This window comes from Streptomyces hamibioticus (genome assembly GCF_047946815.1).
GTDB lineage: Bacteria > Actinomycetota > Actinomycetes > Streptomycetales > Streptomycetaceae > Streptomyces.
The window spans coordinates 4698419-4713443 of record NZ_JBKKQY010000001.1; the positions used below are offsets into that span (position 1 = coordinate 4698419).

Annotated in this window: 13 protein-coding genes; 5 read left to right on the forward strand and 8 right to left on the reverse strand. The window is 72.6% G+C overall.

Translation table 11 applies throughout. The features are described from left to right. Window positions 1–89: 89 nt before the first annotated feature. The 5 genes from ACLGIH_RS21345 to ACLGIH_RS21365 are packed head-to-tail and all read right to left on the reverse strand — an operon-like array spanning window position 90 to window position 4443. On the reverse strand, window positions 90–1055 hold the full coding sequence (locus tag ACLGIH_RS21345) for a glycine betaine ABC transporter substrate-binding protein (protein ID WP_416526860.1): 966 nt from the start codon (window positions 1053–1055) through the stop codon (window positions 90–92). Beyond that, complete coding sequence (locus ACLGIH_RS21350) at window positions 1052–2062, reverse strand: ABC transporter permease (protein WP_416526861.1); 1011 nt, start codon at window positions 2060–2062, stop codon at window positions 1052–1054. The genes ACLGIH_RS21345 and ACLGIH_RS21350 overlap by 4 nt, the downstream gene beginning before the upstream one ends. After that, window positions 2059–3300 carry a betaine/proline/choline family ABC transporter ATP-binding protein gene (locus ACLGIH_RS21355; protein WP_416526862.1) on the reverse strand — a complete coding sequence of 414 codons (1242 nt, stop codon included), beginning with the start codon at window positions 3298–3300 and terminating at the stop codon, window positions 2059–2061. The genes ACLGIH_RS21350 and ACLGIH_RS21355 overlap by 4 nt, the downstream gene beginning before the upstream one ends. Next, on the reverse strand, window positions 3293–3940 hold the full coding sequence (locus ACLGIH_RS21360) for an ABC transporter permease (RefSeq protein WP_416526863.1): 648 nt from the start codon (window positions 3938–3940) through the stop codon (window positions 3293–3295). The genes ACLGIH_RS21355 and ACLGIH_RS21360 overlap by 8 nt, the downstream gene beginning before the upstream one ends. A gap of 26 nt (window positions 3941–3966) precedes the next feature. After that, a complete protein-coding gene (locus tag ACLGIH_RS21365; protein ID WP_416526864.1) occupies window positions 3967–4443 on the reverse strand; it encodes an Lrp/AsnC family transcriptional regulator in 477 nt (158 codons plus the stop codon). 126 nt (window positions 4444–4569) lie between these two features. On the opposite strand from ACLGIH_RS21365, the gene hppD reads away from it, so the two are divergent. Next, window positions 4570–5715, forward strand: coding sequence for a 4-hydroxyphenylpyruvate dioxygenase (gene hppD, locus ACLGIH_RS21370; protein WP_416526865.1), 1146 nt, complete (start codon window positions 4570–4572; stop codon window positions 5713–5715). Window positions 5716–5727: 12 nt separating this feature from the next. On the opposite strand, the gene ACLGIH_RS21375 is transcribed toward hppD, so the two are convergent. After that, entirely contained in the window at window positions 5728–7137 is a 1410-nt protein-coding gene (locus tag ACLGIH_RS21375) for a tetratricopeptide repeat protein (protein WP_416529443.1), read from the reverse strand. Window positions 7138–7233: 96 nt separating this feature from the next. Between ACLGIH_RS21375 and ACLGIH_RS21380 the strand changes: the two genes are divergently transcribed. After that, window positions 7234–8649 (forward strand): FAD-binding oxidoreductase, encoded by a 1416-nt coding sequence (locus ACLGIH_RS21380; RefSeq protein ID WP_416526866.1) that lies wholly within the window; start codon window positions 7234–7236, stop codon window positions 8647–8649. An 11-nt stretch (window positions 8650–8660) separates the two neighbouring features. Here the strand turns inward: ACLGIH_RS21380 and ACLGIH_RS21385 are convergent, their stop codons facing one another. After that, on the reverse strand, window positions 8661–9074 hold the full coding sequence (locus tag ACLGIH_RS21385) for an SsgA family sporulation/cell division regulator (RefSeq protein WP_416526867.1): 414 nt from the start codon (window positions 9072–9074) through the stop codon (window positions 8661–8663). Window positions 9075–9333: 259 nt separating this feature from the next. On the opposite strand from ACLGIH_RS21385, the gene ACLGIH_RS21390 reads away from it, so the two are divergent. Both ACLGIH_RS21390 and ACLGIH_RS21395 read left to right on the forward strand, forming a co-directional pair. Beyond that, on the forward strand, window positions 9334–11097 hold the full coding sequence (locus tag ACLGIH_RS21390) for an RDD family protein (protein WP_416526868.1): 1764 nt from the start codon (window positions 9334–9336) through the stop codon (window positions 11095–11097). A gap of 97 nt (window positions 11098–11194) precedes the next feature. Beyond that, window positions 11195–11950, forward strand: a complete 756-nt coding sequence (locus ACLGIH_RS21395) for an RDD family protein (RefSeq protein ID WP_416526869.1) — start codon at window positions 11195–11197, stop codon at window positions 11948–11950. A gap of 24 nt (window positions 11951–11974) precedes the next feature. On the opposite strand, the gene ACLGIH_RS21400 is transcribed toward ACLGIH_RS21395, so the two are convergent. After that, window positions 11975–12268, reverse strand: a complete 294-nt coding sequence (locus tag ACLGIH_RS21400; protein WP_416526870.1) for a hypothetical protein — start codon at window positions 12266–12268, stop codon at window positions 11975–11977. A 398-nt stretch (window positions 12269–12666) separates the two neighbouring features. Between ACLGIH_RS21400 and ACLGIH_RS21405 the strand changes: the two genes are divergently transcribed. After that, a complete protein-coding gene (locus ACLGIH_RS21405; protein WP_416526871.1) occupies window positions 12667–15018 on the forward strand; it encodes an immune inhibitor A domain-containing protein in 2352 nt (783 codons plus the stop codon). The last annotated feature ends 7 nt before the right edge of the window (window positions 15019–15025 follow it).

Sequence of the window (15025 nt, forward strand, 5' to 3'; positions counted from 1 at the left end):
GCGCTGCTGACCGCGCCGGTCGGGCCTCCGCCGGGTGAGCCCCCGCCGGGTGAGCCCCCGCCGGTGACCCCCGCCGAGGCTCGCCCGCCTCAGCCCTCCTTCACGAAGCCCTTCTCGATCATCCAGTCCAGCGCCACCTGGTGCGCGTCCTCCCCCTCGACGTCGACCTTCGCGTTCAGCGCCCGCGCCACGTCGTTGGTCAGCGCCTTCGTCACGGGCTCCAGGACGGTGGCGATCGCCGGCCACTTCTCCAGCGTCGCGGTCCGCACCATGGGCGCCGCGTTGTAGTTCGGGAAGAACTGCTCGTCGTCCTCCATCACCACCAGGTCCATCGACTTGATCCGCCCGTCGGTGGTGTACACCTCGCCGTAGGTGCAGGCACCCTTCGCCGTCTGGGTGTAGATGATCCCGGTGTCCATCTGCGTGATGTCGCCCGGTGGGATGTCCATCCCGTACGCCCTCTCCATCCCCGGCAGCCCGTCCGCCCGGTTGGAGAACTCGACCTCCACGCACAGCGTCACCGCACCCGGGTCGGTCTTCGACAGCTCGGCCACCTCGGACAGGGTGTCCGTGCCGTACTTCCGGTGGTTGGCCCGGTTCATCGCCAGCGCGTAGGTGTTGTTCAGCGGCGCCGGCGGCAGCCAGGTCAGCCCGTTCCCCAGGTCCTCGTCGCGCACCGCCCGCCACTGCTCCCGCTCGTCCGGGATGGGCTCGCCGTGCCCCAGGTACGTGATCCAGGCGGTGCCCGTGTACTCGTACGTGGCGTCGGCGTCGCCGTTCTCCACCGCCGCGCGGGTGCCGACGGAGCCCTGGATGCCGGTGCGGTCCAGCACCTCGGCGCCTGCCGCCTCGAAGGCGATCCCCATGATGGCGCCCAGGATGAGCTGCTCGGTGAACTGCTTGGACACGACGGTGAGGCTCGCGCCGTCGAGCGGCCGGCCCCGGCCGATCGTGCCCGGCTCCACGTCGTCGGCCATGGGCGAGCCGCTGGTGAGGCCGCAGCCGGAGGCGGCGACCAGGGCCGTGGCCAGCAGCAGGCAGGCACGTCGTCTCATGCTCCCGCCTCCAGTCCGCGCGGGCGCAGCAGCAGTTCGGCGAGCGAGGCCAGCCAGTCCACCAGCAGGGCCAGGGCGACGGTGAGGATCGAGCCCAGCACCAGCACCGGCATCCGCTGGCTGGTGATGCCGGTGGTGATCAGCACACCGAGACCGCCGCCCCCGCCGAAGACCGCGAGCGTGGCCGTGCCGACGTTGAGGACGAGCGCGGTGCGCACGCCGGCCAGGATCAGCGGCACGGCCAGCGGGAGTTCGACGCGGGTCAGCACGCCCAGGGGGGACATGCCGATGCCGCGGGCCGCCTCCAGCAGCGTCGGGTCGTTGGCCTTCAGTCCGGCGATGGTGTTCGACAGCACCGGCAGGACGGCGTAGACGATGATGCCGATCAGGGCCGCCCGGCGGCCGATGCCCAGCCAGATCACCAGCAGCGCCAGCAGACCGATCGCGGGGGTCGCCTGGCCCATGTTGGCGAACGCCAGCGCCACCGGGGTGGCCTTCCGGAACGCCCGGCGGGTGAGCAGGATGCCCAGCGGAATGGCGATGATCAGCACGAAGAAGGTGGAGATCACCGTCAGCTGCACGTGCTGCCACAGCGCCTTGCTGACCCGGCCGTCCGACAGGGCGTTGCGGCTGAGCGCGTCCAGGTCGGCCTGCCGGAACCACAGCCAGGTCGCCAGCAGCACCGCGATGACCAGCACCGGCAGGAACGTCAGCTTCTGCCAGGTGACCCGCCGCTTGGTCGCGGCCGGCGACGGGGGGCCGGGCTCCGGCTCGCCCTCCGCGTCGCCCGCCTCCGCGTCGCCCGCCTCCGCGTCGCCCGCCTCCGCGTCGGCCGCGTCGGCGTCGGCCGCCTCCGCGTGGTCGTCGTCGCGGAGCCCGACGTCCGGCCCGCCGTCCTCGGGCCGGCCCTCGGGCCGCGGCGGCCGGCGCCTGACGATGCGCGCGGAAACACGCCGGGACGAGGGCCCGGGGGAGTCATCCGAAGGACTTCCGGAAGAGGTGCTCACGCCTTCGCCTCCCCTCCGAAGCCCTCCTGCTCGGCATGGGTGCGATCGGCGCGGGCCTCCTCCAGGTCGTGCTGGTGCTCCAGCGCGTCCAGCCGGTCCGCCTCCAGCAGCTCGTGCACGGAGTTCAGCAGCGTCTCCATGTCGACGACGCCGATGTACTCGCCGCGCCGGCCGGTGACCGCCACCCGCCCGGTGTTGTCGGTCAGCACCGCCTCCAGCGCGTCCCGCAGCGTCGCGTCCCGGGTCACCGTGTCGTGCACCAGGGTGCCCGCCCGCGCCAGCGATCCCCTGGCCCGCATCAGGTCACCGCGCCGCAGCCATTTGTACGGCCGCCCCCGCTTGTCCAGCAGCAGGATCTCGTTGCTGCCGCTGTCCCGCAGCCGGTTGAAGATGTGCTGGAGCGGGTCGTCGACGGTCACCGTCGGAAGGTCGGTGATCTCCACGTCCCGCACCCGGGTGAGGTTCAGCCGCTTCAGCGCCGCCCCGGCGCCCACGAAACCGGAGACGAAGTCGTCCGCCGGGTTGGTGAGGATGGCCTCCGGGGTGTCGAACTGCGCGATGTGGGAGCGTTCGCGCAGTACGGCGATCCGGTCGCCGAGCTTGATCGCCTCGTCGAAGTCGTGGGTGACGAAGACGATCGTCTTGTGCAGCTCGTGCTGCAACCGGATCAGCTCGTCCTGGAGGTGGTCGCGGGTGATCGGGTCCACCGCGCCGAACGGCTCGTCCATCAGCAGCACCGGCGGATCGGCCGCCAGCGCCCGCGCCACGCCCACCCGCTGCTGCTGGCCGCCGGAGAGCTGGCGCGGATAGCGGCCGTGGAACTCGCCCGGGTCCAGTCCCACCAGGTCGAGCATCTCCTCCACCCGGGAGCGGATGCGGGACGTGGACCAGCCGGCCATCTTCGGCACCAGGGCGATGTTCTGCGCGACCGTCATGTGCGGGAACAGGCCCGAGGCCTGGATGGCGTAACCGACCTTGCGGCGCAGCTTCACCGGGTCCATGTCGGTGACGTCCTCGCCGTTGATGCGGATGCGTCCGCCGGTCGGTTCGATCAGCCGGTTGATCATCTTCAGGGTGGTGGACTTACCGCAGCCCGACGGGCCGACGAAGATGACAGTCTCGCCCGCCTTGATCTCCATGGAGACGTTGTCGACGGCCGGCTGCGGATTGCCCGGGTAGCGCTTGGTGAGGTTGTGCAGCTCGATCGCGGCACCCGACGCGGCGGGACTCTCAGGCACGGATCCCCCTCGGAATGGTCAGCCGCCCGATCAGGACGTACGCGGCGTCGAACAGCAGGGCGAGGACGATGATCCCGAGCGTGCCGGAGAGCACCAGGTTGAGCGCGTTCTTACTCCCCAGGGAGGCGATCCCGCGGAAGATCTCGTTGCCGAGGCCGGGCCCGGAGGCGTACGCGGCGATGGCGGCGATGCCCATGAGCATCTGCGTCGAGACCCGGATGCCGGTGAGGATCGGGGGCCAGGCCAGCGGCAGCTCCACCCGGAGCAGCCGGGCCGTCCGGGACATGCCGATGCCCTTCGCGGCGTCCACCAGCGCCGGGTCGACGCCGCGCAGCCCGACGATGGCGTTCCGCACGATCGGCAGCAGCCCGTACAGGGTCAGCGCGGTCACCGTCGGCGGCACGCCCAGGCCGACGATCGGGATGAGCAGGCCGATCATGGCCAGCGACGGGATGGTCAGGATGGTGGAGGTGGTGACGGTCGCCAGGCTGCCCGCCCACTCGCTGCGGTAGGTGACGACACCGAGGAGCACGCCGAGCACCGTCGCCACCACCATGCACTGGAAGACGGCACTGGCGTGCTGGTAGGCGTCGGTGAGCAACTGCTGGTGGCGGCTGACCAGGAACTCCCAGAAGTTCACCGCGCTCACCTCCGGGACGGCCGGTCCTACTCGCGTCTGTCCTGGGCCGCCTGCTCCACCAGCGGGATGATCCGCAGCGGAACCGGATTCTCCATCACGATCGCCGTGGCGGCCCGGACGATGCCATCAAAACCGACAACCCGGTCGATCACACGCTGGAGATCGGCGTTCGAGCGGGCCACCAGCCGGCACAGCATGTCCCCGGTGCCGGTGGTGGTATGCAGCTCCAGCACCTCCGGCACGGTCGCCAAGTGGGCGCGCACGTCGGCCCCTTGGCCCTGCCGGATCTCCAGCGTGGCGAACGCCGTGACCGGATAGCCGAGCGCGGCCGGGTCGACCTGCGGGCCGAAGCCCCGGATGACTCCGTTCGACTGAAGCCGGTCCAGTCGCGCCTGCACCGTCCCGCGCGCCACGCCCAGCCGCCGGGACATCTCCAGCACCCCGATCCGCGGCTCCCGCGCCAGCAGCCCGATGATCCGCCCGTCCAGTCGGTCGATCGCCACGCCCGTCACCCTCCCGGCTGGTCATCCTGTACAGAACGCCCGCCAAGACGCGTCCCACACTGAGCAGATTGCCCAGTGAAAACGCAAACTATTGCGCACCTTGCGGGGGCGGGAGACCCTGCGGCTATGACGCAGACCACACACCACACTCCCGACACCGCCCGGCAGGCCGACCCCTTCCCGGTCAAGGGAATGGACGCGGTCGTCTTCGCCGTGGGCAACGCCAAGCAGGCGGCGCACTACTACTCCACCGCCTTCGGCATGCAGCTGGTCGCCTACTCCGGACCGGAGAACGGCAGCCGCGAGACCGCGAGCTACGTGCTGGAGAACGGCTCCGCCCGTTTCGTGTTCACCTCGGTGATCAAGCCGGCCACCGAGTGGGGCCGCTTCCTCGCGACCCACGTGGCCGAGCACGGCGACGGCGTCGTCGACCTCGCCATCGAGGTCCCGGACGCCCGCGCCGCCCACGCCTACGCCGTCGAGCACGGCGCCCGTTCGATCGCCGAGCCGTACGAGGTGAAGGACGAGCACGGCACCGTCGTCCTCGCCGCCATCGCCACCTACGGCGAGACCCGGCACACCCTGGTGGAGCGCACCGGCTACGACGGCCCCTACCTGCCCGGCTACGTCGCCGCCGCCCCGATGGTCGAGCCGCCCGCCCAGCGCACCTTCCAGGCCATCGACCACTGCGTCGGCAACGTCGAACTCGGCCGGATGAACGAGTGGGTCGGCTTCTACAACAAGGTCATGGGCTTCACGAACATGAAGGAGTTCGTGGGCGACGACATCGCGACCGAGTACAGCGCGCTGATGTCGAAGGTCGTCGCCGACGGCACGCTCAAGGTCAAGTTCCCGATCAACGAGCCCGCCGTCGCCAAGAAGAAGTCCCAGATCGACGAGTACCTGGAGTTCTACGGCGGCGCCGGCGTCCAGCACATCGCGCTGAACACCAACGACATCGTGCAGACCGTCCGCACGATGAGGGCGAACGGCGTGCAGTTCCTGGACACGCCCGACTCCTACTACGACACCCTCGGCGAGTGGGTCGGCGACACCCGCGTACCGGTCGAGACCCTGCGCGAGCTGAAGATCCTCGCCGACCGCGACGAGGACGGCTACCTGCTGCAGATCTTCACCAAGCCGGTCCAGGACCGCCCGACCGTCTTCTTCGAGATCATCGAGCGGCACGGCTCCATGGGCTTCGGCAAGGGCAACTTCAAGGCCCTGTTCGAGGCGATCGAGCGCGAACAGGAGAAGCGCGGCAACCTCTGACGGCCCCGGCCGCTAGAAGGCGGGCGGGTCCTCCACCGAGGGCTCGCCCAGCCGCCGCAACGCCCGCTTCGCCTCCGGCACCCGCAGCGGCGAGAAGTACGGGTCGATCCGCAGCGCCTCCTGAAGGTGCCGCCGAGCCGCCCCGTACCGCCCCAGCTTCCGCTCGATCATGCCCCGGTGGAATACGTACAGCGCGCTGCGCACCCCGCCGCCGTGCTCACCCTCGGTCGCCCGCGTCGCAAGGCGCAGCGCCTCCTCGTACCGCCCGGTCCGGTACAGCGCCCAGCCCAGCGCGTCGGCCACCGCCGTGGCCGGCTGCCGCTTCCACTCGGCCCGCAGCCGCCGCACCGCCGCCTCCGCGTCCCCGTGGTCCGCCTCGAACCGCCCCAGCACCAGCTGCTCGTCCACCCCGGCCGCCGCCGCCCGGCGCACCCGGTCGCGCAGCAGGTCGTACTGGACCTTCGCCGCCTGCCCCAGCCCCAGCGACTGGTACAACTCGCCCAGCTCCAGCGCCCAGTCGGGCCGCGGCTGCTTGGCCAGCGCCGCCTGGTACGCCGTCAGCGCCTCCGACGTCCGGCCCAGCGCCGCCAGCGCCCTGCCCTGCCCGGCCTGCGCCGCCCGCAGGTCGGGGTCGGTGCGCAGCGCCTCCTCGAAGTGCCGCAGCGCCATCTCCCGGTCCCCGCGCTCCAACGCCAGCCGCCCGGCCTGCTCCAGGTACGCCGCCCGCTCGGCCGGCGCCTCGGCCGCCGCCGCGGCGTCGGAGATCTGCGCCGCGGCGTCCTCCCGCCAGCCCTTGTCCCGGTAGACGGCCGCCGCCCGCGCCTTGACCGCCGGACCCGAGCCCAGCTCCGTCATCCGGTCCATCGCCTTCGCCACGGCCTCGTGGTCCCCGAGGCCGGTGTACGCGTCGATCAGCACCGCCTGCGTCGTCCACCGCTTCGGCGCCGCCTCGCGCGCCGCCTCCGCCCACTTCCGCGCCGCCGGGAAGTCCCGGCGCGCCACCGCCAGCGCCGCCAGCCCCTCCAGCGCCCGAGAGCCGCGCGCCCCGTGCTTCAGCGCGTTCCGCAGCGCCCGCTCGGCCCGCGGGTACTGCCCGGCATCCGCCGTCCGCCGCCCCTGCTCCACATACGCCGTCCCCAGCACCGCCCACGCCCCGGCGTCCCCGGGGCGGGCCCGCACCCGCGCCTCCTGCTCCCCGACCAGCACCGCCAGGTCGGACAGCGCGGCCGGCGCCCCGGCGGCGACCGCGCTCCGCGCCTGCGCCGCCGGCCCCGGTGCCGGCGGGGGAGCGGACTCCCGCTCCCAGGGCGACACCACCAGCACCCCGCCGAGTACGGCGCCCCCGGCGGCCGAGGCGACCAGCGCCCGCCGGATACGGCGGGCACGCCGCCGCCGGTGGCCCGGAGCCTCCAGAATGTTGATCACACCGCATACTGTGCGCCCGTACGGCCGCCCCGCCCGGGCAGCCCGAGGCCGCCGCACGCGGGGTTCACACCGATGGCCCCCCGGTGCGACCCTGTGATCATGAGCCGTATCGAAGCGCGCCCCGACGAGGGCGGCGCGGTCACGGGCGACCTCGTCGACCGGCTGCTCGCCGGCCTGCCCGCCGACGCGCTCCTCACCGACCCCGAGGTCACCGCCTCCTACGCCCACGACATGGCGAGCTTCTGCCCGGCCGGCGCCCCCGCCGTGGTCGTGCTGCCGCGCACCGTCGAACAGGTCCAGCACGTCATGCGCACCGCCACCGAGCTGCGCGTCCCGGTCGTCCCGCAGGGCGCCCGCACCGGACTGTCCGGCGCGGCCAACGCCTCCGACGGCTGCATCGTGCTGTCCCTGACCAAGATGGACCGCATCCTGGAGATCAGCCCGGTCGACCGCGTCGCCGTCGTCGAACCGGGCGTCGTCAACGCCACGCTCTCCCGCGCGGTCGGCGAACACGGCCTCTACTACCCCCCCGACCCCTCCAGCTGGGAGATGTGCACCATCGGCGGCAACATCGGCACCGCCTCCGGCGGCCTGTGCTGCGTGAAGTACGGGGTCACCGCCGAGTACGTCCTCGGCCTCGACGTCGTCCTCGCCGACGGCCGCCTGATGACCACCGGCCGCCGCACCGCCAAGGGCGTCGCCGGGTACGACCTCACCCGGCTGTTCGTCGGCTCCGAGGGTTCCCTCGGCATCGTCGTACGGGCCGTGCTGGCGCTGCGCCCCAGGCCGCCGCGGCAACTGGTGCTGGCGGCCGAGTTCGCCTCCGCGACGGCCGCCTGCGACGCGGTGTGCCGGATCATGGCGGGCGGCCATGTGCCGTCCCTGCTGGAACTGATGGACCGTACGACGGTCAAGGCCGTCAACGACCTGGCGCACATGGGTCTGCCGGAGACCACCGAGGCCCTGCTGCTGGCCGCCTTCGACACCCCGGACCCGGCCGCCGACCTCGCCGCCGTCGCCGCCCTGTGCGAGGCGGCCGGCGCCACCCAGGTCGTCCCCGCCGACGACGCCGCCGAGTCCGAACTGCTCCTCCAGGCACGGCGGCTGTCGCTGACCGCGCTGGAGGCCGTCAAGGGCACGACGATGATCGACGACGTGTGCGTGCCCCGGTCACGGCTCGGCGACCTGCTCGACGGCGTCGAGCGCATCGCCGCCAAGTACGGCCTCACCATCGGGGTGTGCGCCCACGCGGGCGACGGCAACACCCACCCGACGGTCTGCTTCGACGCCGCCGACCCCGAGGAGTCCCGGCGCGCCCGCGAGTCCTTCGACGAGATCATGGCCCTCGGCCTGGAACTCGGCGGCACGATCACCGGCGAGCACGGCGTGGGCGTGCTGAAGAAGGAGTGGCTGGCGCGCGAGATCGGCCCGGTGGGACTGGAGATGCAGCGGGCCGTCAAGCAGGCCTTCGACCCGCTCGGCATCCTCAACCCGGGCAAGCTGTTCTGAACCCCGGACGTTCACTGGGCGAGCAGCTCGGCCAGACCGTCGTCCAGGCCCAGCCGCCCGCCCTCGGTCCCCGGGGGGCACGCTCGCAGCGTCCGCTCCAGCCAGGCCGACACCTGCGCCGTCGGAGCCTCCAGCAGGGCGTCCCCGTCCGGGCTGCTCAGCGCCATCAGCACGACGCTGCGCCCGTCCGCCTTCGTCGGCCACACCCGCACGTCCCCCTGCCCGCACGGCCGGAACACGCCCTCGACCAGCAGATCGCGGGCGAAGGTCCAGTGCACCGGCCGTTCGGAGTCGACGTGGAAGGTGATGTGGACGGCGTACGGGTCGTCGGTGCGATAACCGAGCCGGGCCGGCACCGGAGCGGCGTGCCCCGGCGACAGGATGAGCCGCAGTTCCAACTCCCGCTCTACGACCGTGTGGTGCATGGCGTGCGTACCTCTCTCGTGACTCGGGCCGGACCCGTGCCGGCCCGTCACGAGTGAGAGCGGCAGGAGCGGGAAGCGTTACGCGGGTTCGCGGAAGTCCACCGGAATTTTTTCCAGGCCCCTTGCCGGGGTGTGAAGCCGTGTGCACGAGGTTGCCCGGAAAGGGGCGGGTCCGGCGGGAGTGGCGGTGCGCGGTGCGCCGGTCTGATAGATGTGGAGGCCCCCATACCACCCATCGAGCAGATACGGGACGACGGACATGAGCGCCCCAACCCCGGCCCCCGGCGACGACAGGCCCCGCGAAGGGTACTACCCGGACCCGTCCATTCCTGGATATGTCCGGTACTGGAACGGCGCCGCCTGGGTGCCGGGCACCAGCCGGCCGGCGCCCAAGGACGGCGAGTCGCTCGCCCCGCCGCCCGGCGTGCGTCCCGCCCGGCCCTCCGTCGAGGAGACCGGCCCGCACTTCTTCGACGAGGACCCGGTCGAGGAGCACTCCGGGCCCGCCGCCCCGTCACAGCACGGCAGCGCCCCGGAACCCGCGTCCGCGTGGGCCACCGACGAAGGCCGCCGCGCGCCGTGGCCGGCCCCGCAGGGCAACGACCCGAGACTGCCGCACGGGTCCGCGTCCGCGCCGGCGGAGCCCCGGCCTGCCGGCGGCTGGCCCGCGGCGGGTGGCGGGTCCGCCGGGTCCGCAGGGACCGGGTCCGGTGCCGGGTCCGCCGGGTCTGGATCTACCGGGTCCGGGACCGCCGGGTCCGGCGCCGCCGGTGCCGCGGCCGCCGAGGGCCGTTCCGCCGACGCCGGGTCCGCCGGTGCCGCCGGGCGTTGGCCGGCCGCCGGTGCCGGGCCCGCCGGTGCGCCCGCCGCCCACCCGTCCGCAGCCCACCCGCCCGCCGAGCGCCCCGCGCAGCCCGAGGGCCGCGCGGCCCGGGGCGAGGGCGCGGCGGCCCCGGCCGGTGAGGCGGAGGACAGGTCCGGGGGGACGTTCGTCTTCCGCCGCCCGACCGCCGCGCCCGCCGCCGACGAGGGCACGATGACCTTCCGCGCGATGCCCCCGCGCGGGGCACAGCGGAAGGCCGAGGCGGGGACCGGCACCGCGGGCCCGTCCGGCGGCCCGTCCGGCGGCCCGGGCTTCGGCGCCGGGAAGGCCGCCGCGGCGCAGGCGGGACCGGCGGCAGCCGCCGCCCCGACGGCGCTCTCCGGCCCGCAGCAGTCGCCCCCCTCGGTCCCGCAGCAGGCCGCGGCCCCGCAGCAGGGCCCCGCCGCCCAGCCGGCCCCCGCCGCTCAGCCGGCGGCCCCCGCCGCCCAGCAAGCCGCGGTCTCCCAGCCGGCCCCCACCGCCCAGCCGGCCCCCGCTCCCCCACAGACCCCGGCTCCGCAGGCCGCCGCCCCGCTCACCAGCGGCCCCGGCGGCGGGCAGCCCTCCTGGGCGCAGCAGGTGCACCGGCTCGCGGGCGCCGCGGGGGACGAGCAGCCCGTCGCGCCCTGGAAGCCGCCCGTCGACGACCCCTTCCAGGCCGCCGCCCGGCGCCAGTCCGCGGCGCGCCCCGCCGGGATCGGCAAGCGGCTGGCCGCCCGGCTGCTGGACACCCTGGTGCTGGCCGCCCTCACCGCCGTGGCCGCCGTACCCCTCGGCATCAAGGCGATCGACCACGTCAACGAGAAGATCGACGCGGCCAGGCTCTCCGGGGAGACCGTCACGGTCTGGCTGCTCGACGGCACCACGTCCACGTACCTGGGCATCGTGCTGGCCGTCCTGCTGCTCTCCGGCGTTCTGTACGAGGTGCTGCCCACCGCCAAGTGGGGCCGCACCCTCGGCAAGAAGCTGCTCGGCCTGGAGGTGCGGGACATCGAGGGCCACGAGCCCCCGTCCTTCGGCGCCGCGCTGCGCCGGTGGCTGGTCTACAGCGTCCCCGGCCTGCTCGTCGTCGGTGTCGTGGGTGTCGCGTGGTGCCTCTTCGACCGCCCCTGGCACCAGTGCTGGCACGACAAGGCGGCGCACACGTTCGTCGCGGGCTGACCGGCGCCCGGCGCGGCCCGCCCCGGCCTCGGGCGGCCGTACTCCGGACGGCGGCTCGCCGGATGCGCCGCCGCGGGGATCACGGTCGACTCGGGCCATGAGCAGTGAACCGCCCCCCGGCCCCGGCCAGCAGCGGCCGGACGACGACGACCCGTTCAGGAAGCAGCCCCCGCCGCCCGGAACGGGTCCGGGTGCGGGCGCCGGCAGTGGTGGCGCCGGCGGCTCCGGCTCGCCGTACGACAACCCGCCGCCCGGGGCCCCGCCCCCGCCCGGCGGCATGCCCCCGCCCGGAGGCGCTCCGCCGCCCGGCGGTGGCGGCCCCTACGGCGGCGGGCCTTACGGCGGCGGCCCCTCCGGCGGTGACCCGTACGGCGGAGGCTCCTACCCCACCGATCCGCTGTCCGGCATGCCCCCGCTCGCCGACAGCGGCCGGCGCACGCTGGCGCGGATCATCGACATGATCCTGGTGGGCGTCGGGGTCTGGCTGCTCAGCTGGGCGTTCGGGGTCAACGAGTACGAGGTGTACGGCGACCGGGTCGAGGTCGACGAGTCCTTCGGCCAGTCGGTCATCGCCGTCGTGCTCTACATGGCCTACGACACCTTCCTGACGGCCAAGCGGGGCCAGACCCTCGGCAAGCAGTGGCTCGGCATGCGGGTGGCCAACCTGGACAACGGCGCCACACCCTCCGTCCAGACCTCGCTGATGCGCGCGGCGGTGCTGTGGGTTCCGTTCGCCTTCTGCTGCGCCTGCGTCTGGACGGTCATCTGCGGCGGCTGGAGCTTCTTCGACAAGCCCTACAAGCAGGGCCTGCACGACAAGGCGGCCAAGACGGTGGTGGTCAGCGCCCGTTGAACCCCGTGAGGCGCGGCCGGGCGGTCAGGCGGCCCGCTGGCGCACCGGCTCGCCCGCCCGTCCGGCCGTCCGGGGGGACGGCGCCGGCTCCCGGTGCCCGGGGGCCACGGCGGGCCGAGGGGCCGCCGTCCGCCGCGGCCCCGGCGCCGCGACCGTCAGGGCGACCACCAGCCCGAGGCCGAGTGCCACGACGGCGATGGCGGCGGTGACGGCGACTCCCGGTCCGGAACTCGCCTGCGCCGCGAGGAGCATGGCGATGGTCGAGAAGATCACGGTGCACGAGCCGTAGGCGAACTGTGCGACGGTCGGGCGTGGCATGGCCATCGTGTCCTCGGCAGACATCGGGGGTGAAACGGGCTGTCGGCCTGGCTTTCCGCCGACGTCGGGCGTTCCGCCAATCGACTCTAGTCGCCTCCATGCCCGAGCGGAACGGACAGTAAGCGTGACCTGACCAACAGCACCGATGCACCGGGGGCGCACGGAGTCATGACGTCCACCAAGTGGACGGGCCCGCGCGCCCGTTCGAGGCCGACCGTCCGCAAAGCGGACGTGGACTCCGCATAGTGCACTTGATCTGCTCAAGTCAAGGTCTGTCTTTTCCGGCGAACCTCTAGTCCAATGTCGTCACTTGAAAACACGCGTTGATCACGTGTGCGCGGACCCCAGCATGTCCCTGACCCCCCATCCGCGCACGCGCACGCGGGGGAGGAACTCAAGTGACCAGTAGACCCTGGACGTTGAGAGCAGCGGCCACCGCCGTCGCCATCGCCGCGGCCGGCGCCACGCTCTCCGCCGCCGGTGTCGCGCAGGCGGACGCGCCCGCCCGCCCGGCCGCCGTGGACCGCCACGACCCGCACCCGGAGAAGGGCAACCACTCGCACGACCTCGAAGGACCGCTGAGCAAGACGCGGGCGGCCCAGCGCGAGGAGGCCCTGAAGCAGGTCATCTCCGGCAAGGCCTCGGTGAAGAAGAAGGACGGCTCGAAGGTCGTCCAGCTCAAGAGCAAGAAGGGCGACGCCAAGTACGTCGAGCTGGGCCGGGAGAAGACCGACAAGATCTTCACCATCCTGGTCGAGTTCGGCGACAAGATAGACAGCCGCTACGGCGGCACCCCGGGCCCGCTGCACAACCAGATAGCCAAGCCCGACCGCAGGACGGACAACTCCACGGCCTGGAAGGCCGACTACGACCAGCAGCACTTCGAGGAGCTGTACTTCGGCTCCGGCAAGGGCGTCAACTCGGTCAAGACGTACTACGAGAAGCAGTCCTCCGGCCGGTACTCGGTCGAGGGCGAGGTCTCCGACTGGGTCAAGGTCCCCTACAACGAGGCCCGCTACGGCAACAACGCCTGCGGCGCCACCAACTGCCCGAGCGTGTGGAACGTCGTCAGCGACGGCCTGAACGCGTGGGTCGAGCAGCAGAAGGCGGCCGGCCGCAGCGACGCCCAGATCAAGGCGGACGTCGCCCGCTTCGACGAGTGGGACCGCTACGACTTCGACGGCGACGGCGACTTCAACGAGCCCGACGGCTACATCGACCACTTCCAGATCGTGCACGCCGGCGAGGACGAGTCCGCGGGCGGCGGCGCCCAGGGCACCGACGCGATCTGGGCCCACCGCTGGTACGCCTTCGGCACCGACGCCGGCGCCACCGGCCCCGAGCAGAACAAGCTGGGCGGCGCGCAGATCGGCTCCACCGGCGTCTGGGTCGGCGACTACACCGTCCAGCCGGAGAACGGCGGACTCGGCGTCTTCGCCCACGAGTACGGCCACGACCTCGGCCTGCCGGACCACTACGACACCGCGGGCGGCGAGAACTCCACCGGCTTCTGGACCCTGATGTCCTCCGGCTCCTGGCTCGGCACCGGCCGCAAGGAGATCGGTGACCTGCCCGGCGACATGACCGCCTGGGACAAGCTCCAGCTCGGCTGGCTGAACTACGACACCGCCAAGGCGGGCGTGAACTCCTGGCACAAGCTGGGCGTCGCCGAGTACAACACCAAGCACAAGCAGGCGCTGATCGTGGAGCTGCCGAAGAAGGCGGTCACCACCGAGATCATCACCCCCGCCCAGGGCGAGACCCAGTGGTGGAGCGGCAGCGGTGACAACCTCAAGAACACGCTGGCGCGTTCGGTCGACCTCACCGGCAAGTCGTCCGCCGAGCTGACGTTCGACGGCTGGTACGACATCGAGGCCAACTACGACTACCTCTACACCGAGGTCTCCACCGACGGCGGCGCCAACTGGACCGCCATCGACGGCACCGTGGACGGCAAGCCGATCCCGCGCGACGGCAGCGACAAGCCCGCCCTGCACGGCACGCTCGAGGGCTACACCGAGTTCGCGTACTCCCTCGACGCCTACGCCGGCCAGAAGATCGACCTCCGCTTCCGCTACCAGACCGACGGCGGCGTGGCCCAGAAGGGCTTCACGGCCGACGCGATCACGGTCACCGCGGACGGCGCGGCCCTCTTCACCGACAACGCCGAGACGGCGGACGGCGCCTGGAAGGCCACCGGCTTCACCCGCGTCGGCGCGTCCTTCACCAAGGACTACGCGCAGTACTACATCGCCGAGAACCGGCAGTACGTCTCGTACGACAAGACGCTGAAGACCGGCCCGTACAACTTCGGCTTCACGTCCCGCCCGGACTGGGTGGAGCACTACGCGTACCAGAACGGCCTGCTGATCTGGAAGTGGGACACCTCGCAGCAGGACAACAACACCAGCCAGCACCCCGGCACCGGCCTGGTCCTGCCGGTCGACTCCCACCCGACCGCGCTGAAGTGGGCCGACGGCACGCTGATGCGCAACCGCATCCAGAGCTACGACGCGCCGTTCAGCAAGTACCGCACCGACGGCATGACGCTGCACAAGGCGGACGTGGCGACCTGGATCCCGGGCTCGAAGGGCGTGCCGGTCTTCAACGACCGGAAGAACGACTACTACGACCCGTCGAACCCGACCGGTGGCGTCAAGATCACTGACACCAACACGAAGATCAAGATCCTCAAGGAGGCCAGGAACGGCTCGACGATCGAGCTGGAGGTCGGCCCCGCGGGCAGGTAAGACCACA